This window comes from Pseudoxanthobacter sp. M-2 (assembly GCF_046156265.1).
Taxonomy (GTDB): Bacteria; Pseudomonadota; Alphaproteobacteria; order Rhizobiales; family Segnochrobactraceae; genus CAMDHY01.
Genome location: NZ_JAWDIR010000045.1, coordinates 313,910 through 330,887, shown reverse-complemented (window position 1 = coordinate 330,887; position 16,978 = coordinate 313,910). Strand labels below are relative to the sequence as shown.

17 protein-coding genes are annotated in these 16,978 nt (G+C 69.5%); 1 reads left to right on the top strand and 16 read right to left on the bottom strand.

Annotated features, from left to right (window positions below):
* Positions 1-64 precede the first annotated feature (64 nt).
* From RUR49_RS22895 to RUR49_RS22875, 5 genes are all read right to left on the bottom strand, one after another.
* Complete coding sequence (locus RUR49_RS22895) at positions 65-1,150, bottom strand: extracellular solute-binding protein (RefSeq protein WP_409148749.1); 1,086 nt, start codon at positions 1,148-1,150, stop codon at positions 65-67.
* Positions 1,151-1,359: 209 nt separating this feature from the next.
* Positions 1,360-2,310 (bottom strand): MBL fold metallo-hydrolase, encoded by a 951-nt coding sequence (locus RUR49_RS22890; RefSeq protein ID WP_409148748.1) that lies wholly within the window; start codon positions 2,308-2,310, stop codon positions 1,360-1,362.
* 141 nt (positions 2,311-2,451) lie between these two features.
* Positions 2,452-3,210 carry an ABC transporter ATP-binding protein gene (locus tag RUR49_RS22885; protein WP_409148747.1) on the bottom strand — a complete coding sequence of 253 codons (759 nt, stop codon included), beginning with the start codon at positions 3,208-3,210 and terminating at the stop codon, positions 2,452-2,454.
* Entirely contained in the window at positions 3,207-3,953 is a 747-nt protein-coding gene (locus RUR49_RS22880; protein WP_409148746.1) for an isochorismatase family protein, read from the bottom strand. Before RUR49_RS22880 ends, RUR49_RS22885 begins: the two co-directional genes overlap by 4 nt.
* A 31-nt stretch (positions 3,954-3,984) precedes the next feature.
* Positions 3,985-5,136 carry a substrate-binding protein gene (locus tag RUR49_RS22875; protein WP_409148745.1) on the bottom strand — a complete coding sequence of 384 codons (1,152 nt, stop codon included), beginning with the start codon at positions 5,134-5,136 and terminating at the stop codon, positions 3,985-3,987.
* A 212-nt stretch (positions 5,137-5,348) separates the two neighbouring features.
* Here RUR49_RS22875 and RUR49_RS22870 point away from each other — a divergent pair, with 212 nt between their 5' ends.
* A complete protein-coding gene (locus RUR49_RS22870) occupies positions 5,349-5,855 on the top strand; it encodes a hypothetical protein (RefSeq protein WP_409148744.1) in 507 nt (168 codons plus the stop codon).
* Between the two features lie 1,184 nt (positions 5,856-7,039).
* On the opposite strand, the gene RUR49_RS22865 is transcribed toward RUR49_RS22870, so the two are convergent.
* From RUR49_RS22865 to RUR49_RS22815, 11 genes are all read right to left on the bottom strand, one after another.
* Entirely contained in the window at positions 7,040-8,503 is a 1,464-nt protein-coding gene (locus RUR49_RS22865) for a gamma-aminobutyraldehyde dehydrogenase (protein WP_409148743.1), read from the bottom strand.
* A 33-nt stretch (positions 8,504-8,536) separates the two neighbouring features.
* On the bottom strand, positions 8,537-9,346 hold the full coding sequence (locus RUR49_RS22860; protein WP_409148742.1) for an ABC transporter permease: 810 nt from the start codon (positions 9,344-9,346) through the stop codon (positions 8,537-8,539).
* The gene (locus RUR49_RS22855) at positions 9,336-10,280 is read right to left on the bottom strand and encodes an ABC transporter permease (RefSeq protein ID WP_409148741.1); all 945 of its coding nucleotides are present in this window, start codon (positions 10,278-10,280) and stop codon (positions 9,336-9,338) included. The genes RUR49_RS22860 and RUR49_RS22855 overlap by 11 nt, the downstream gene beginning before the upstream one ends.
* Positions 10,277-11,278, bottom strand: coding sequence for an ABC transporter ATP-binding protein (locus RUR49_RS22850; protein WP_409148740.1), 1,002 nt, complete (start codon positions 11,276-11,278; stop codon positions 10,277-10,279). The genes RUR49_RS22855 and RUR49_RS22850 overlap by 4 nt, the downstream gene beginning before the upstream one ends.
* Positions 11,279-11,465: 187 nt before the next feature.
* The gene (locus tag RUR49_RS22845) at positions 11,466-12,620 is read right to left on the bottom strand and encodes an ABC transporter substrate-binding protein (protein ID WP_409148739.1); all 1,155 of its coding nucleotides are present in this window, start codon (positions 12,618-12,620) and stop codon (positions 11,466-11,468) included.
* A 188-nt stretch (positions 12,621-12,808) separates the two neighbouring features.
* Complete coding sequence (locus RUR49_RS22840; protein WP_409148738.1) at positions 12,809-13,093, bottom strand: BrnA antitoxin family protein; 285 nt, start codon at positions 13,091-13,093, stop codon at positions 12,809-12,811.
* A 31-nt stretch (positions 13,094-13,124) separates the two neighbouring features.
* On the bottom strand, positions 13,125-13,430 hold the full coding sequence (locus RUR49_RS22835) for a BrnT family toxin (RefSeq protein WP_409148737.1): 306 nt from the start codon (positions 13,428-13,430) through the stop codon (positions 13,125-13,127).
* Positions 13,431-13,519: 89 nt separating this feature from the next.
* The gene (locus tag RUR49_RS22830; protein WP_409148736.1) at positions 13,520-13,849 is read right to left on the bottom strand and encodes a type II toxin-antitoxin system PemK/MazF family toxin; all 330 of its coding nucleotides are present in this window, start codon (positions 13,847-13,849) and stop codon (positions 13,520-13,522) included.
* A complete protein-coding gene (locus RUR49_RS22825) occupies positions 13,849-14,106 on the bottom strand; it encodes an AbrB/MazE/SpoVT family DNA-binding domain-containing protein (protein WP_409148735.1) in 258 nt (85 codons plus the stop codon). Before RUR49_RS22825 ends, RUR49_RS22830 begins: the two co-directional genes overlap by 1 nt.
* A 70-nt stretch (positions 14,107-14,176) precedes the next feature.
* Positions 14,177-15,094, bottom strand: a complete 918-nt coding sequence (locus RUR49_RS22820; protein ID WP_409148734.1) for a LysR substrate-binding domain-containing protein — start codon at positions 15,092-15,094, stop codon at positions 14,177-14,179.
* Between the two features lie 216 nt (positions 15,095-15,310).
* Positions 15,311-16,939, bottom strand: a complete 1,629-nt coding sequence (locus RUR49_RS22815; RefSeq protein WP_409148733.1) for a GMC family oxidoreductase — start codon at positions 16,937-16,939, stop codon at positions 15,311-15,313.
* Positions 16,940-16,978: the final 39 nt, after the last annotated feature.

The window sequence follows — 16,978 nt, the reverse complement described above, 5'->3', positions numbered from 1 at the left end:
CCCGGAGGCTCCCTCCCGGTCGACGTTACCAGCGCCGATGCGGCGCCGCGAAGAAAAGGCGCGATCAGCCGCCCGTCGCCGCCTTGATCTTCTCGAGCGTCTTGCCTTCCATGTCCTCCACCCCCGGCGGGATGTTGGCGAAGAACTTGAGGTTGTCGATGTCGGCCGGCGTGAAGGCGGCGGCGACCGCAGCCTTCGCCTCTTCCGGCAGCAGGTCGCCGCCGTTCTTCACCGCCGCAATCGCCCCGGTGCTCGCCGACATCATCGTGACGATCTCGGGCTGCAGGACGAAGTTGATCCACTTGTAGGCGGCGTCATCGTTCTCGCCGCCCGACGGGATCGCGAAGGTGTCGATCCAGGCGAGCGCGCCGGTCTCCGGCGGCACGAAGACGATGTTGTTGTTCTGGTTGTAGAGCTTGAAGGCGGTGGAATCCCACGTCTCGGAAGCGACGATCTCGCCGGAGAGCATCAGGTTCGCGAGGTCGTCACCGCCCTGCCAGTAGACCTTGATGTTGTCCTTGCAGGCGATCAGCTTGTCGGCGACCTTGTCGAGCAGCGCCTGGTACTTGGCGAGGTCGGAATAGGCTTCGAAGGGGTTCTCGCCCATGGCGAAGGCGGTGCCGAGCAGGATGGTGCGGCGGAGCCGCATCGAGGTCTTGCCCTTGTACTGCGGATCGCAGAGATCGGCCCAGCTCTTGATGTCCGGCGCCTTCGACTTGTCGGCCATCAGGCCGGACGTGCCCCACTGGTGCGGCACGGCGTAGACCTGGCCGTCGATGGTGGTGTTGGCCTTGACGCCGTCGAGCAGCTTCTCGCTCATCACCGACGTGTCGATCTTCGACAGGTCGAGCGGCTTGTAGATGCCGTACTCTTCCTGCACCGCGAAGATGCGGTCGTGGCTCGGCTGGGCGAGATCGTAGCCGGCGCCACCGGTGGCGCGCAGCTTTGAGATCATCTCCTCGTTGTTCGACAGCGTCACCTCGACGTCGATGTCGGGATACTTGGCTTCAAAGAGCTCGATCACCTTGTCGGGGGCATAGCCGCCCCAGGTGAGCAGGCGCAGCGTCTCGGCCTGAGCGGCCGTGAAGCCGCCCGACAGCACGAGGCCGAGGGCGGTGGTGGCGATCAGCGTGGCGCGAACGGTCGTCATGGTGTCGGAACCTCCCCTCCGAAAGGCGCGCCGGGGCGCGCCGGGACCCGGGGCACGGCGGCCACGGGCACACGCGCCCGCTCCCCCGTCCCCTGGGAAACGCGCGCCATTTCGCCATCAGAGAGGGCAAGTGGTCGGCGCGGTAGGTCCATTCTAGAGAATGTCGGATACCAATTTGGTGACGGTCCGGCGCGCTGCGGCGGGCCTCGTCACCCCTGCAGCGCCGCCCACATCGCCCGGTCGCGCTCGGCGGTCCAGATGCGCGGGGTGTCGATGCCGAGCGCCTCGTCGTAGGCGCGGGCGACGTTGAAGGGCAGGCAGTGCTCGTAGATGGCGTACTCGGCGAACTTGTCGTCGCAGGCGGCACGGCAGGCGTCCCACGCCTCCTTCAGGGAGCCGCCGCGGGCGGCGACCTTGGCCACGGGATCAAAGGTCGAGGCGAGGAAGTCGCGGGTGAGCGCGATCGCCTCGGCCACCTTCTGTTCGCCCACAAGCGCGTCGCCGCGGCCGGGGGAGAGGGCGGCGGGCCGCATCGCGGCGATGGCGTCGAGCGTGCCCGGCCAGTCACGGAAGTGGCCGTCGCCGCAATAGCAGGCGGAGCGGTACTCGACGATGTCGCCGGAGAACATCACCGCGGCATCCGGCACCCAGGCGACGATGTCGCCGGCGGTGTGGGCGCGGCCGAGGTGCAGGAGGTCGACCCGTCGCTTGCCGAGGTAGAGCGTCATGCGGCCGGAGAAGGTCAGCGTCGGCCAGGTGAGGCCGGGGATCGTCTCGGCCGCCTGGAACAGCCGCGGGAAGCGGCCGAACTCTGAATCCCAGTCCTCCTGGCCGCGCTCGTGGATCATCGCCCGGCAGGTGTCGGAGGCGACGATCTCGCTCGCCCCATAGGCCGAGGCGCCGAGCACGCGCACCGCGTGGTAGTGCGACAGCACCACGTACTTCACCGGCTTGTCGGTGACGGTGCGGATCTTCTCGATCACCCGCTTCGCCATCGCCGGCGTCGCCTGGGCGTCGACCACCATGACGGCGTCGTCGCCGACGATGACGCCGGTGTTCGGGTCGCCCTCCGCCGTATAGGCGTAGAGGCCGGGGCCGACCTCAGTGAAGGAGACGGTCTTCTCCGCCATGTCGCCGGTCGACGCGAACGCCTTGGCCATCGTGTGTGCTCCTTGTCGAGCGGGCGCGCAAAGATCGTTCCGCGCCGCTTCTGCCCGTGTGCCTCCGTCATCCACCCTTCGGCCACCCCGGATCAAGTCCGGGGCAGGCCCTTCTCCCGCCTTGGCGGGAGAAGGAAGGGCCTACACCGCCGCGCCGAGATAGGCGTCGCGGACGAGGGGGGCGGCGCGGACCTCCTCGAACGAGCCCTCGATCGCGATGCGGCCGCGCAGCATGAAGGCGCAGGGGGCGTCGAGTTCGGCGACGAAGGCCATGTCGTGCTCGATGACGATCGCCGCCACGCCGGTCTCGGCGTGCAGGTCGCGAACGAGGGCGACGGTGGCGCGCGTCTCGGCCGCCGTCATGCCGGTGGTCGGCTCGTCGAGCAGCATCAGGCGGGGGGAGGCTGCGACCACCATGGCGATCTCCAGCCACTGCCGCTCGCCGTGGGGGAGGTCCGAGGCGAGGACGGCGCGGCGGTGGGAGAGGCGGACGAGGTCGAGGAGGGCGTCGGGCGTCGTGCGCGCGTCCACGTCGCCGGCGCCGCGCAGCCTCCGCGAGTGCGCGGCGATGCGGAGGTTCTCGGCGACGGAGAGGTCGGCGTAGACGCCGGGAATCTGGAACTTGCGCAGGATGCCGCGGCGGGCGACTTCGAAGGGCCTGAGGCCGCCGATGCGGGAGCCATCGAAGCGGATCTCGCCGGAGGTGGGCGCAAGCTCGCCGGTGATCAGGTTGAACAGCGTGGTCTTGCCGCAGCCGTTCGGCCCGATCAGGCAGAGCAGCGCCCCCTGGCGCAGCGCGAGGTCGACGCCGTCGACCGCCGCGAGCCCGCCGAAGCGCCGCGTGACGGTGGAAAGTGCGAGCAGCGGCGGTCGCCCGTCGGCGGGCACGGCAGCGCTCACCCCTCCGGCAGGATCAGGCGATCCGCCAGCACCGCGCCGCGCGAGGCCATGAAGTAGAGGCCCATGTAGTGGGTGACGTCCTGCGGGTGGGCGGCGTGGCCGGGCAGGCCGATCTCCAGCGCCACGTCCTTCGGCAGGTGGTAGGTCGAGCAGCCGTCGGCGTGGACGATGATGTCCTCGAGATGCGTGAACAGGCGGTGGTTGCGCGCCGACAGGGCGGTGAGCACGAGGTCCATGACGCAGATGTCGGTGCAGATGCCGACGACGACGATCTCCTGCAGCTTGTGGACGTTGATCCACTCGACGAAGGCGTTCGAGCCGTCCGGGCGGATCGAGCCGACGAAGTTGTTGATGCAGTCCTTGCGGATCATCGTCGCGTGCGGCTCGAAGTTGAGCCACTCGAGCTCCGGCACGAGGTTTTCGTCGCCGGTGCCGCGGATGCAGTGGGGCGGGTAGGGCGGCTCCGGCCGGTCCGGCTCGTGGGTGTCGAGGAAGCAGAGGATCGGCCAGCCGCGCGCGGAGTACTGGCGCGCCAGCTGGTCCGTCTCGGTGATCATCTGCGTGACCTGCGGGTTCTCCACCGGCGGCGCCAGCGGGCCGCGGCCGACGGTGGCGAAGCCGTTGACCTCGTCGACGATGACGAGGCCGGTGCGGCGGTGGCCGATCGGCACGTCGCCGATGGCGATCGGCAGCATGTCGCGGAGCTGGTCGATCAGCCCCTTCTCGCCGACGCGGTCGAGCATGATGGGTCTCCCGTGTTCTGGGGCGCCGCCGTTACTGCGGGCAGCCGGGCTCGGGAGCGATCTCGCCGAGCGCCTCGACGGTGACGAGGCCGTCGCCCTCGGTCTTCGCCAGGAACATGTTCATCGTCACGTGGTGGTCCTTGCCGATCGTCACCGGCCCGGTCGGGCTGTCGAGGACGAGGCCCTCCATGGCGTCGATTATCTTCTCCTTGTCGACGCTGCCGGCCTTCTCGATCGCCGCCTTCATCGCCATCAGGGCGTTGTAGTGGGTGAAGACATAGTGCGAGACGGTGGTGCCCCCGGACGCCTTGATCTTGTCGACGAAGGCCTTGACCTTCGGGTCGTCGGAGCCTGCCACCATCGGCACGGCGACGAACATGTTCTGGCCCTTCCCCGGCCCAAAGGCGCCGAGATAGGTCTCGGCGAAGCCGAGGAAGGCGACGGTCGTGTCCTTCAGCAGGCCGAAGTCCTCGGCCTGCTTGATGAAGGTGATGCCGTCGCCGCCGGGCAGCGCGAAAACGAGCACCTTCGCCTTGGTATCGGCGATGCGGCGCACGACGGGCGCGAACTCCTTGACGCCCCAGGGCGTGAACTCCTCGCCGAGCGTCTCGCCACCCAGCCCCGAGACGATGCCCTTCGCCGTCTCGAACATCTTCTGCGGCCAGACATAGTCCGCGCCGAACATGAAGTACGTGCTGCCGAACTCCTTGTTCATGTAGGGCAGCAGCTTGGCGAGCTCCTGGTTCGGCACGGTGTTGAAGGAGAAGATGTAGCGGCTGCAGGCGCCGCCCTCGTAGTTGGTGGCATAGAGGAGCGGCGTCTTCGCCCGCTCCAGCGTCGGCGCCATGGCGTCGCGGTTGTTGGAGGTGATCGGGCCGACCAGCGCCAGCACGTCGTCGCGCTGGATCAGCTTGCGCGTCGCCTCGACGGCGGCCTTCGGGTCGGTCTTGTCGTCCTCGTAGAGGATCTCGACGGGACGGCCGAGGATGCCGCCGGCCGCATTGATCTCGGCGGCCGCAAGGTCGAGCCCGAGCTTCGCCTGCCCGCCGAACAGCTCGAGGCCGCCGGAGAACGGCAGCACCGCGCCGACCTTGATCGGGTCGGCCGCGAGCGCCGGCAGGGCGAGGGTGGTGGCGAGGCTGGTCGCGAACGCTGCGGCGAGGGCGAGGCTGCGGATCGGCATCGAAGGTGTCCCCCGGGTGGGCCCGCGCGGGCGGGCGAAAGGCGCGAACGGTCATCCCTCTTCGGCGCTCGGCTTCGCCCGGCTCACCGGAATGACGGTCGAGCCGAGCTTCCCTCGCTTCCGCGTGCACTGCAATAGCGACGGGGGGCGGCGAGGCGGTGATGGATGTGGCAACGTCACGTCGCGATCCAGCCGACATGGAAAGTTTGCCAATGAGCAGCGCCGAGAGGGTCATCGCCGCCGAGTTGCCAAGTCCGAGCGCCGGCGCGCCTTGCCCGGTCGTCCTGGCGGACGACCTGACACTCGTCGTCGCCTACATCTGCGCGTATCTGGGCGAGCAGGAGAGCTTGCAGGAACCCGTCACGATCGACGAACGCGACAGGCATCGCTGCGCCGTCATCACCTTCCGACGCTGCAGGATCTTCAAATTCGGTCATCCCAACGAGGAAGTCTTGCGCGGACACCGGCTGTACGGTCGCGGGCTGTTGTGGTCGACGGTCGGGGAGGTGCTGAACTCCGCCTGGATCGCCGAACTGAACGCCATCAACAGCGTGCACTCCAGTCATTCAGACAGAATTTTCGCGGACTGTCGCCACTTCGTCTTTCCCTTCCAGGACTCGATGCTGGAAGTAGTGGCGGAGGGGTTCGACGTGGCGATGCTGACGGGCGCCGTTCGCGAACTTTCGATTGACGCCTTCATGCAGGCCGCCGTCCCCTGATGATGGCGCGAGCTGCGCGCAAAGCGCGGTGGCAGGGCATTCAGAGACTGCGGCACCGCCTCGCCACACACCCCTTCTCCCGCGCGAGCGGGAGAAGGTCCCGGCAGGGGGATGAGGGCTGCGCCGCGCAAGCGGCGCGGAAGCAGCGAACTCGGCGCCCGCGGCTTCCGCTCCTGCGGAGCGGCCCTCACCCGGCGCTGCGCGCCACCCTCTCCCGCCGCCAGGCGGGAGAGGGGGACCGGCCGGCGTGGCGTGTCCCCCATGACGACCGCGCTCAGCTCCCCACTGCCCACGGCCAATCAACTGCCTGCTGCCTGCTGCCCACTGCCTACTGCCGCTCCCACCCAGCCCCGAGATAGGAATAAAACCCTTGACACGGATATCATCCCCATCCACACTCCTGTCGTCCACTCGGAGGGGCGCAGCCGGAGGCGTACCGGTGCCCGCGGGGTGGACGGCGGTGACCCGCGGCTGGAGAAGACGCGCAAACTCCTTCCCCGGGGGGATCGTGGGTAAAGCCTCCCGCCGCCACCACGAGCGGCGTCCCGGGCCTCCGCGAGGGCGGAGGCAGCGTCACTGGAAACAGTGACGCCAGGGAGTAGCGCCTGCGGCGACTTAGGCGAGGAAAGCGCGCCGGCCCGCGGGACCGCCAGGGGGAGCACCGGGACCCAGGCAACACCGCAGATACGGGGCGCCGAAAGGCGCGGGTGCCGCAAGGCACCCTGCGGCGGAGCGTACATCCGCCGCCACCATACGGATTGCGCCGATCGGCGCCCCGTCCCCTCCACCGGAGGGGGAGACAATGGCCAAAACCCCGGCGGGAGACCGTGCGGGGGTGGCGGTGTTTCCGGCGGAGATGGCGGTGTTTTCAGTTGAGGTGGAAGAGTTTGGCGGACGGCGGCAGCAAATGCGACGCGGTTTTCCGCCCGACGCCCGACGTGTCCGTCCCCTCCCCCCTCGTGGGGGAGGTGGTCGGCGCAGCCGACCGGAGGGGGCCGCCGCGCAAGGCGCGGCGGTACGGCGTCAGAGATTGTCGAACCGTCGCACCGTCGTCGGCTGTCGCCGCCGACGGCCCTCCCCGGTCCGCTTACGCGGCCCGACCCTCCCACAGGGGGAGGGTGGGTGCCCGCATCGGCGGGAAAGTCCGACTGCCGATTGCCCCTGCCCCCTGCCGACCCCCGCCCTTACCCCAGCTTCGCCATCACGTGCCGCACGACCGTGTAGTCCTCGAGCGCGTAGAGCGAGAGGTCCTTGCCGTAGCCGGACTGCTTCAGGCCGCCGTGCGGCATCTCGTTGACGAGGGCGAAGTGGCAGTTGATCCAGGTGCAGCCGTACTGCAGGCGCGCCGCCGTGCCCATGGCGCGGCCGACGTCGCGCGTCCACACCGAGGACGCGAGGCCGTAGTCGGAATCGTTCGCCCAGGCGACCGCGTCGTCGACATCCGAGAAGCGCGTCACCGAGACGACCGGGCCGAACACCTCGCGCCGGACGATCTCGTCGGACTGCAGCGCGCCCGCCACCACCGTCGGCTGGAAGAAGAAGCCGTTGCCCTCGCCCGGCTTGCCGCCGGTCGTCACCTCGATGTGCTTCTGCTCGCCGGCGCGCGCCACGAAGGAGGCGACGCGGTCGCGCTGGCGCGGCGAGATCAGCGGGCCCATCTCGTTGTTGGCGTCGTCCGCCTGGCCGAAGCGGATCGAGGAGACGGCCGAGGTGAGGTCGGCGACGAGGCGGTCGTAGAGGCGGTCGGCCGCGTAGATGCGGCAGGCGGCGGTGCAGTCCTGGCCGGCATTGTAGAAGCCGAAGATCTTCACGCCTTCCACCACCGCCTCGAGGTCGGCGTCGTCGAAGACGATGACCGGCGCCTTGCCGCCGAGCTCGAGGTGGGTGCGCTTCACCGTCTTGGCGGCTTCCGTCAGCACCTTCTTGCCGGTGGCGATGTCGCCGGTGAGGGAGATCATCGACACCTTCGGGTGCGAGATCAGCGTCTGGCCGACGCTGCCGCCGCGGCCGCAGACGACGTTGACGACGCCCTTCGGGAAGATCTCCGCGATCAGTTCGGCGAGCTTCAGGGTCGTCAGCGGCGTCTGCTCGGACGGCTTCAGCACCACGGTGTTGCCGCCGGCGAGCGCCGGGGCGAGCTTCCAGGCGCCCATCATCAGCGGATAGTTCCACGGCGCGATCGAGGCGACGACGCCGATCGGGTCGCGGCGGATCATCGAGGTGTAGCCGGCCATGTACTCGCCGGCGGCGCTGCCGGGCAGCACGCGACAGGCGCCGGCGAAGAAGCGGAAGCAGTCCGCCACCGCCGGGATCTCGTCGCCGAGCACGGAATGGCGCGGCTTGCCGCAGTTGAGCGCCTCCAGCGTCGCAAACGTCTCGGCCTCCGCCTCGATGCGGTCGGCGAGCTTCAGGAGCAGGCCGGCGCGCTCGGACGGCGTGGTGCGCGACCAGGAGGTGAAGGCCTCGCCGGCGGCGGCGACGGCGGCGTCGATCTGCTCGGCCGAGGCCTCGGGCAGCTTCAGGATCGTGCCGCCGGTCTTCGGATCGAGGACGGTCTCCTCGGCCTCGGTGCCGGCGACGAACTCGCCGCCGATCAGCATCTTCGAGGGGAGCGCGAGGGCCGGCGTGGCGGACGCGGATGCGGTCATGGGGTTGCCTCCTCGGGGTCGGTTCGGTGTCTCTCAGTGTCCCGCGCCGCGGCCGGGCTCTTCGTCCCGGGTGAGGTAGTAGGCGGCGAGGATCGGCAGGAAGGTGACGAGGATGATGAACACGGCGACGACGTTGGTGACCGGCCGCTGGCGCGGGCGGATCAGCTCGTTCAGCATCCAGATCGGCAGCGTCGCCTGCTGGCCGGCGGTGAAGGTGGTGACGATCACCTCGTCGAACGACAGCGCGAAGGCGAGCATGCCGCCGGCCATCAGCGCGGTCGCGAGGTTCGGCAGGATGACGTAGCGGAAGGTCTGGAAGCCGTCGGCGCCGAGGTCCATCGACGCCTCGACCAGCGAGCCGGACAGCCTTCGGAAGCGCGCGACGGCGTTGTTGTAGACGACGACGATGCAGAAGGTGGCGTGGCCGAGCACGATCGTCCACGTCGAGAACGGCACGTCCATGATGTTGAAGGCCGAGCGCAGCGCGATGCCGGTGACGATGCCGGGCAGCGCGATCGGCAGGATGACCAAGAGCGACAGCGTCTCGCGCCCGAAGAAGCGGTGGTTCGCGAGCGCCGCCGCGATCAGCGTGCCGAGGATGAGGGCGAGCACCGTCGACATCGCCGCCACCTGCAGCGACAGCTGGATCGCCGCCCAGATGTCGGTGCGCTCGAAGGCCACCGCGAACCACTTCAGCGTCAGCCCCGGCGGCGGGAACTCGTAGGTCTTCTCCTCGGTGGTGAAGGCATAGAGGATGACGAAGCCGAGCGGCACGTGCAGGAACAGGAGCCCCGCGAAGGCGCCGAGCGACAGCAGGAAGGGTGGGCGACGGTCAGAGCGCATCGAAGGCTCCGAGCTTCTTGGCGCCCCAGAGGTAGAGCCCCATCACGACGATCGGCACGACGGTGAAGGCGGCGGCGAGCGGGATGTTGCCGGCGGTGCCCTGGTGGATCAGCACGGCCTGGCCGATGAAGATCGTCGAGCCGCCGATGATCTGCGGGATGATGAAGTCGCCGAGGGTGAGGGAGAAGGTGAAGATCGAGCCGGCGGCAAGGCCGGGCAGGGCGAGCGGCAGGATCACCGAGCGGAAGGTCTTGCCCGGGCTCGCACCGAGGTCGGCGGCGGCCTCGACGAGGCTCTTCGGCACCCGCTCGAGTGCTGCCTGCACCGGCAGGATCATGTAGGGCAGCCAGACGTAGGTGAAGACGAGGAAGGTGCCGAGATAGCTCGTCGACAGCGACGGCCCGCCGATCACCGGGATCGCCAGGATCGCGTCGAGCACGAAGCCGAGGCCGACCGCGTCGAACACCCAGCCGACGACGCCTTCCTTCGAGAGCAGGAGCTTCCAGGCGTAGACCTTGACGAGATAGGCCGACCACAGCGGCATCATCACCAGGAAGTAGAACGCCGCCTTCATGCGGCCGCGGGCGTAGACGGCGGCGTAGTAGGCGACGGGCAGCGCGATCAGCGCGCAGGCGATGGTCACGGCGGCCGCCATCAGCACCGTCCGGGCGATGATGTCGAGGTTCGCGAGCTGCAGCAGCTGCGCGTAGGTCGACAGCGTCAGCGTGCGGTCGATCTGGCCGGTGAACTCGTCGATCGAGAAGAAGCTCTGGGCGAGCATCGCGAACAGGCTGCCGAGATAGACGACGCCAAGCCAGAGCAGTGGCGGGATCAAAAGCAGCAGCAGGTGGACGCGCGGGTGCCGCCACAGCCCGTCGGCGAGGCGGCCGGTGAGGCCGCCGCGGGGCGCGATCGTGGCGGCCGCCGCGTTCATGCGCCCTCCATCGGCCAGAGCCGCTCGGCCGGCACGACGATCGCAGCCTCAGCGCCGGGCGACAGTGCGGCCCCGGCGCCCGACGGCGCGACGACGGCGAGGCGGCGACCAGAGGACAGCGCCACGACGGTGCGGCGGCTGGCGCCGTGGTACTGCACGTCGACGACGGTCACCGGCACCGCGCCGGCGGTGTCACTGGCGACGAGGGCGATCGCCTCCGGGCGGAGCGAGCACAGGCGATCGGGGCCACCGAAGCCTGCGGCCTCGGCGGCCGTCAGCACGTTGGAGCCGCCGACGAACTCGGCGACGAAGCGGTTCGCCGGGCGCTCGTAGACATCCTCCGGCGAGCCGACCTGGACGATTTTCCCATCGTTGAAGACGGCGACGCGGTCGGCCATCGACAGTGCCTCGCCCTGGTCGTGGGTGACGAAGACGAAGGTGAGGCCGAGGCTGCGCTGCAGCGCCTTCAACTCGACCTGCATCTCCTCGCGCAGCTTCAGGTCCAGCGCGCCGAGCGGCTCGTCCAGCAGCAGCACCTTCGGCCGGTTGACGAGGGCACGGGCAAGCGCGACGCGCTGGCGCTGGCCGCCGGAGAGCTGCGACGGGCGCCGCCCACCGAGGTTCGCGAGCTTGACGAGGGCGAGCGCCTCGGCGGCCTGCGCGTGTCGCTCCGCCTTGCCGACGCCCTTCACCATCAGCCCGTAGGCGACGTTGTCGAGCACCGAGAGGTGCGGGAACAGCGCGTAGTCCTGGAACACCGTGTTGACGGCGCGCCGGTAGGGCGGCACGCCTTCCACCGTCTCGTCGAAGATCTCGATGTGCCCCGAACTCGGCTGCTCGAAGCCGGCGACGAGCCTGAGGCACGTCGTCTTGCCGGAGCCGGAGGGGCCGAGCATGGCGAAGAACTCGCCGGCGGCGATCTCGAGGTCGACGCCGTCGACGGCCCTGACGGAGCCGAAGTGGCGGACGACGCGCTCGAACCGGACGGCGGTGGTCATGGTTGGGGAATTCCGGAATGGCTGCCGGATACCGTCCCTCCCCTGCCAGGGGGAGGGACAGACCGCGCAGCGGTCAGGGTGGGGCCCGTCAATCCGAACTCAGGTTCGCGTTTGGATTGACAGGCCCCCACCTGCCGCGCCTGCGGCGCGGCTGTCCTCCCCCCTGGCAGGGGGAGGACGCGTGGCACTACCGCCCGCCGAGGATGGCGATGTAGTCCGTCACCCAGCGATAATAGGGCACGCAGCCGGCGGACTGGGTCTCGCACTTCGCCACCGGCGTGCGCCAAAAGTGGATCTTGTCGAAGTTGTCGAAGCCGTTGGTCGTGCAGCCTTCGTCGCCGAGCAGCGCGTTGCCCTTGCAGGCGGCCGGCACGGCCGGAACCGAGCCGAACCAGGCGGCGAGGTCGCCCTGCACCTTCGGGCTGAGCGAATGCTCCATCCAGAGATAGGCGCAGTTCGGGTGCGGCGCGTCGGCGGCCATCATGGTGGTGTCGGCCCAGCCGGTGGCGCCGCTCGCCGGCACGACCGAGGCGATCGGCTTGCCCTGGCTCTTCAGGAGGTTGACCTGGAAGGGCCACGACGAGGAGGCGACGACACCCTCGTTGGTGAAGTCGTCGACCTGGATCATCACGTCGTGCCAGTAGCGGGAGACGAGGCCGCGCTGGGTGCGCAGCAGCTCGAGCGCCGCCTTGTACTGGTCTTCGTTGAGCTCGTAGGGGTCCTTGATGCCGAGCTCGGGCTTGGTGTTCATCAGGTAGAGCGCCGCATCGGCAATGTAGATCGGCCCGTCGAAGGCCTGGATGCGGCCCTTGTTGGACTTGCCGTCCGGCAGCGTCTGCTCCTCGAACACGACCGACCAGGAATCCGGCGCCGTCTTGAAGACGTCGGTGTTGTACATCAGCACGTTGGCGCCCCACTGGTAGGGCACGCCATAGTGAACACCGGCAGCGGTGTGCCAGGGGGCGTTCTGCAGGCGCTCGTCCACCGTGCCCCAGCTCGGGATCAGCGAGACGTTGACCGGCTGCACGCGCTTGCCGGCGATGAGACGCAGCGACGCGTCGCCGGAGGCGGTGACGAGGTCGAAGCCGCCCTCGTTCATCAGCGCGACCATCTCGTCGGAGGTGCCGGCGGTCTTCACCCTGACCTTGCAGCCGGTCTTGCCCTCGAACTCGGTGACCCAGTCGAAACCCTTGTCGGTCTCGCCGCGCTCGATGTAACCCGGCCAGGCGACGATATCGACGGCCCCCTCGCCGGGACCGACGGCTGTGATTTCGGCTCGGGCCGGCACCTGCGCAAACAGCAGGGCCGCCACCGCCGTCGAGGCGATCAGCGCTTTCGTCATGGAGCACTCCCTCGGCGGGAGGCGCTGCGGCGCCCGCCGCCCATCCGTTCCCCACCGCCCGCGGGCGCCCGTTCGGGTCGTCCGAATACGCTGGCGGCACTGAGGAACAGTATGCGGCCGCCCCGCCGTTCGCCGCACTCGCGAAAATCTGGAAAGTGCCTTCGGAAAAACCGAAGTCGGTGGTTCGGCTAGCTCCGGATGACCTTTTTCAAGGTGTCGTCGATCCGGGTCTGCCAGCCGGGTTCGCCAGCCTTGAAGTGCTCCAGCACCTCCTGCGACAGCCGAAGCGTGACCTGGGTCTTCGGAGCGTCGGACTTCGGGCGCCCGCGCGACCGACGCCAGGCTTCCACGATGTGGGGCACTGCCTCGGACGCGGGGCGGGCACGGGTGACGTCGGCGGAAGTCAGTTCCGGGCTGTCATCGTCGGGAATTCCGGGTTCCGATTCCGACAGCGTGGCATCGATCTCTGCCATTTCCGCCAATTTGCGCCACACGTCTGCTTGCTCAGGGGAAATCACGCCCTTCCTGGTTCGCCCTGGCCCACGCGGCATAAAGTCTTCCTTCCTGTGGCGTCGTTCGGCGCAGGCTGATCAGGCGAATGCGCTCGCGCCGGTCCTGAAACACCAGGACGTGCAGGCGGCCCTCGAGCCATCCAATCGCAACGGAACGTGCCTCGGTGTAGGTGAAGCGCTCATCCTGCAGCACCAAAGCCGTTTCCCAATCGAAGCCGACGGCAGCCCCGAAATCCACTCCGTGCTTACGAATGTTGCTCTGACGCTTCTGTTCATCCCATTCGTAGTAGTCATCCACGGACGCCCCCGCCGGCACATTTTATGTAACTACAAAAAATTGAACATGCAAGACCTCTTGCCCGCTCCCGCAGAGGGGCGCACCGACCTTCACTCGAACAAGGTCTGAACGCGGGCGAGCACCTCGTCGATGATGTAATCCGGTACCCTCTCGGAGAAGCGGCCGTTGCGCGCCTTGATGTCGAGGGCGCGAAGCTGGTGGCAGAGAACGACGCCCGTGGCGTTCGTCCCGGCGCCCGTCAGGGAAACCGCAAAGCCTCGGTCCCGGGCGAAATCCCCACCGCTCGTGATCGGCGCGACGATGGGGGTGCCGAGGGCATTGAACTCTCGCGGCGTCAGGATCAGGACATAGCGCGGTTTCGCCTGTTCCCGCCCCTTGGTGGGATCGAGGTCGACATGCCAGATGTCGCCGCGGTCCACTACAGTACTTCCCGGCCGACCGGTTGCGCCTTGTCCCAGTCTCGCTGTTCGCTGTCCTCGGGCGCCGTCGGGTCGCACTGCGCGATCAGGTCCGCGAGAGCGTAGCGCGGCCGGGGCCGGGGCTCGACGACGAGCTTGCCGTGCTCGATGTGAAGCGCGACCTTCTCGTTGGCCGCGAGGCCGAGGCCTTCCAGGATGGCCTTCGGGATCGTCATCATGACGGAACCACCGACGGTCCGCAGGGTCGAGGTCAACATATTCGCCTCCAAGTTATACTGAAATATAACTCGCCGGGGTCGCTGCGCAAGGTGTTGCACCGCTCGCCGGTCACCCTCGCGCCCGCGCCGCCCTGAGCGCCCGCGCCACCGCCACGAAATCCCGCGCCGTGCGGGGAAGCGGAGCGCCGCGGCGCCAGGCGAGGCCGACCTCCACGGTGGGCAACGCCTCCGCGATCGGGCGGGCCTCGATGCGGTCGCCCTCCAGCGACCACGGCCGGTAGACGAGGTCCGGCAGGATGGCGACGCCGGCGCCGGTGGCGACGAGCGAGCGCACGGCCTCCACCGAGCGGGTGCGGAACGCGACCGGCGGGCGCTGGCCATGGGCACGCCAGTGGGCGTCGGCGGTGGCCTCGATCTCGTCGACGGTGAGCACGATCTGGCGCTCGCGGGCGATCGCCGACAGCGACACCTCCGCCTCCTCGGCGAGCCGGTGGCCGAGCGGCAGCCACAAACGGTAGGGCGATACCTCCATCACCTCCGTCTCGAGCGCCTGCGTTTCCCGCGCCGGCCGTGCCCGCGGCTGCACGACGACGGCGACATCGAGCTCGCCGTTGACGAGGAGGTGCTCGAGATAGTCGCGCCCGTCCTCCACCGCCGAGACGGCGACGGCCGGATGGGCGCGGCGGTAGCGGGCGAGGAGGTCTGAGAAGACGTAGCCGGCGACGAGCGCCGTGACACCGATCTGCAGCGTGCCGGAGAGCGCGGTGCCCTCCTCGGCCACCGTGCGGCGGGCGTCGGCGACGTCGGCGAGGATCTTGGTGGCGTGGCGGAGGAACTGCTGGCCCTTCAGGGTCAGCTGCACCCCGCGCGGATGGCGCTCCACGAGCTTCAGCCCGAGATCCTGCTCGAGCGCGTGCACCGCCTCCGTCAGCGTCGACAGCGACATCGACAGCTGGTGAGCCGCCCGCGTCAGCGAGCCGTTCTCGGCGACGGCGACGAAATACTGGAGCTGGCGGAGGGAGAACATCGGGCCGTCCGGCGCGGGATCGCGCAGGCGAGCCTAACCGGTTGCGGCGGCGAGGGAAGGGCGCTTGCACGCCCCCGCCAAGTCGTCATGGCCCGGCTCGACCGGGCCATCCATCCCCGGCACCAAGGCGGCGTTTGCGCTCGGGATGGATCGCCCGGTCGAGCCGGGCGATGACGGAGGAGAGGTTTGCGCGATCGGCAGGCCCGCAGGCGTGCCTCAGAGTCGCGGAAAGTACTCCGCGAACGTCTCCGCGATCGCCACCACGGCGGCGTTGACGGGGCCGGCGGTCAGCTTCGGGATCACCGCGGCGTCGACGACGAAGAGGTTGTCGAGGCCGCGCACGCGAAGGTCGGCGTCGACGACGGCGCGCTCGTCACGGCCCATGCTGCAGGTGCCGACCGGGTGGTGGTGGGTGATGACGGCGCGGGCGATGAAGGCGTCGAGGGCGGCGTCGTCGTCGGTTTCCGGACCGGGCAGGAGCTCCGCCTCGCGCCAGGCGTCGAGCGGCTCCGCGTGTCCCACGGCGCGGGCGGTGCGCAGGGCCGCGCGGAATCCCGCGCGGTCGGCCTCGGTGGCGAGATAGGCGGGGTCGATGATCGGCGCGTCGTCCGGGTTCGGGCCCGACAGCCGGATCGAGCCGCGGCTCGTCGGATGGCAGGCGCCGGCGAGCAGCGTGTAGGCGGTGCCGGCCACCGGGCGCTCGAAGCACTCGGAGACGGCGGGCACGACGACGCAGCCGAGCACGACGTCGGGGCTGCCGTCGGCGCGGGAGAGGTCGTCGCTGTGCAGATACATCAGCGATTCCGAGTGCTGCAGCTTCGTCGCCGGGATCGGACGGTGGGCGCGGTAGACGTTGCCGGCAATGAGAAGGTGGTCGTGCAGGTTCTGGCCGACGGCCGGCAGCGGCACGGTGCAGGCGATGCCGAAACGGGCGAGGTCGTCCGGGTCACCGATGCCGGAGCGCATCAGCATCAGCGGCGAGGCGACGGCGCCGGTCGAGAGCACGACGGTCGCGGCGCGGATGGTGAAGGTCGTGCCGTCGGCGAGCCGCACCGTCACCGGACCGATGCGGCCGCCGGCGACGGCGAGGCGGTCGACGCGGGCGCCGGTGACGATGGTGAGGTTCGCTCGCTCACTCAGGCCGGCGAGATAGGCATCGGCCAACGTGACGCGCCGGCCGCGGGCGATATTCAGCGAGTTCGGCGCCGTGCCGCAGAGCGGGCCGAGATTGTGATCGCCGAGTTTCGGCGCGCCGAGCGCTTCGCCCGCCGCCATGTAGGCGCGCACCAATGGGCTCACCTCGTCGGACGGCAGCGTGACGTCGAAGGGGCCGTCGCCGCCATGCGCCTCGGAGGCGCCGCCGGAGAAGCGTTCCGAACGGAGGAAGCCCGGCAGCAGGCCGGCGTGCGACCAGCGCGGGCCGGCGACCGCGGCCCAGGCGTCGAAATCGTCGGGATGGCCGCGGACGTGCGCCATGGCGTTGAGGCCGCTCGATCCGCCCATCATGCGGCCGCGCGGCCAGGCGTGGACGCGACCGGCGGTGCCGGCCTGCGGCACCGTCTCGTAGGCCCAGTCGTAGGGACGGCCCTGCAGCAGCGGCCACATCGCCGGATTGGCGACGTCGGGATCGGTCGGCCAGTCGCCCGCTTCCAGCAGGCAGACGCGGCGCGACGGGTCTTCGGAGAGGCGGGCGGCGACGACGGAACCGGCGGTTCCGGCGCCGATGACGAGAACGTCGACCTCGGCGGGCGGCTGCATCGCGGATGTCCCCAGAAAGGCGATGGTGAGCAGGCGGTGGTGAAGGCAGGCGATCGCGAAGGACGGTGGCCTGGTCGCGATGGTCACGGGCGCACGCCGATGCGCGCCTCCGGGATGCAGTCGGGC

Excerpts from the sequence above, each read along its gene's own strand:
- RUR49_RS22895 (WP_409148749.1), bottom strand. The coding sequence starts at position 1,150 with ATGACGACCGTTCGCGCCACGCTGATCGCCACCACCGCCCTCGGCCTC.
- RUR49_RS22890 (WP_409148748.1), bottom strand. The coding sequence starts at position 2,310 with ATGGCCAAGGCGTTCGCGTCGACCGGCGACATGGCGGAGAAGACCGTC.
- RUR49_RS22880 (WP_409148746.1), bottom strand. The coding sequence starts at position 3,953 with ATGCTCGACCGCGTCGGCGAGAAGGGGCTGATCGACCAGCTCCGCGAC.
- RUR49_RS22875 (WP_409148745.1), bottom strand. The coding sequence starts at position 5,136 with ATGCCGATCCGCAGCCTCGCCCTCGCCGCAGCGTTCGCGACCAGCCTC.
- RUR49_RS22870 (WP_409148744.1), top strand. The coding sequence starts at position 5,349 with ATGAGCAGCGCCGAGAGGGTCATCGCCGCCGAGTTGCCAAGTCCGAGC.
- RUR49_RS22865 (WP_409148743.1), bottom strand. The coding sequence starts at position 8,503 with ATGACCGCATCCGCGTCCGCCACGCCGGCCCTCGCGCTCCCCTCGAAG.
- RUR49_RS22860 (WP_409148742.1), bottom strand. The coding sequence starts at position 9,346 with ATGCGCTCTGACCGTCGCCCACCCTTCCTGCTGTCGCTCGGCGCCTTC.
- RUR49_RS22855 (WP_409148741.1), bottom strand. The coding sequence starts at position 10,280 with ATGAACGCGGCGGCCGCCACGATCGCGCCCCGCGGCGGCCTCACCGGC.
- RUR49_RS22850 (WP_409148740.1), bottom strand. The coding sequence starts at position 11,278 with ATGACCACCGCCGTCCGGTTCGAGCGCGTCGTCCGCCACTTCGGCTCC.
- RUR49_RS22845 (WP_409148739.1), bottom strand. The coding sequence starts at position 12,620 with ATGACGAAAGCGCTGATCGCCTCGACGGCGGTGGCGGCCCTGCTGTTT.
- RUR49_RS22840 (WP_409148738.1), bottom strand. The coding sequence starts at position 13,093 with ATGGCAGAGATCGATGCCACGCTGTCGGAATCGGAACCCGGAATTCCC.
- RUR49_RS22825 (WP_409148735.1), bottom strand. The coding sequence starts at position 14,106 with ATGTTGACCTCGACCCTGCGGACCGTCGGTGGTTCCGTCATGATGACG.
- RUR49_RS22820 (WP_409148734.1), bottom strand. The coding sequence starts at position 15,094 with ATGTTCTCCCTCCGCCAGCTCCAGTATTTCGTCGCCGTCGCCGAGAAC.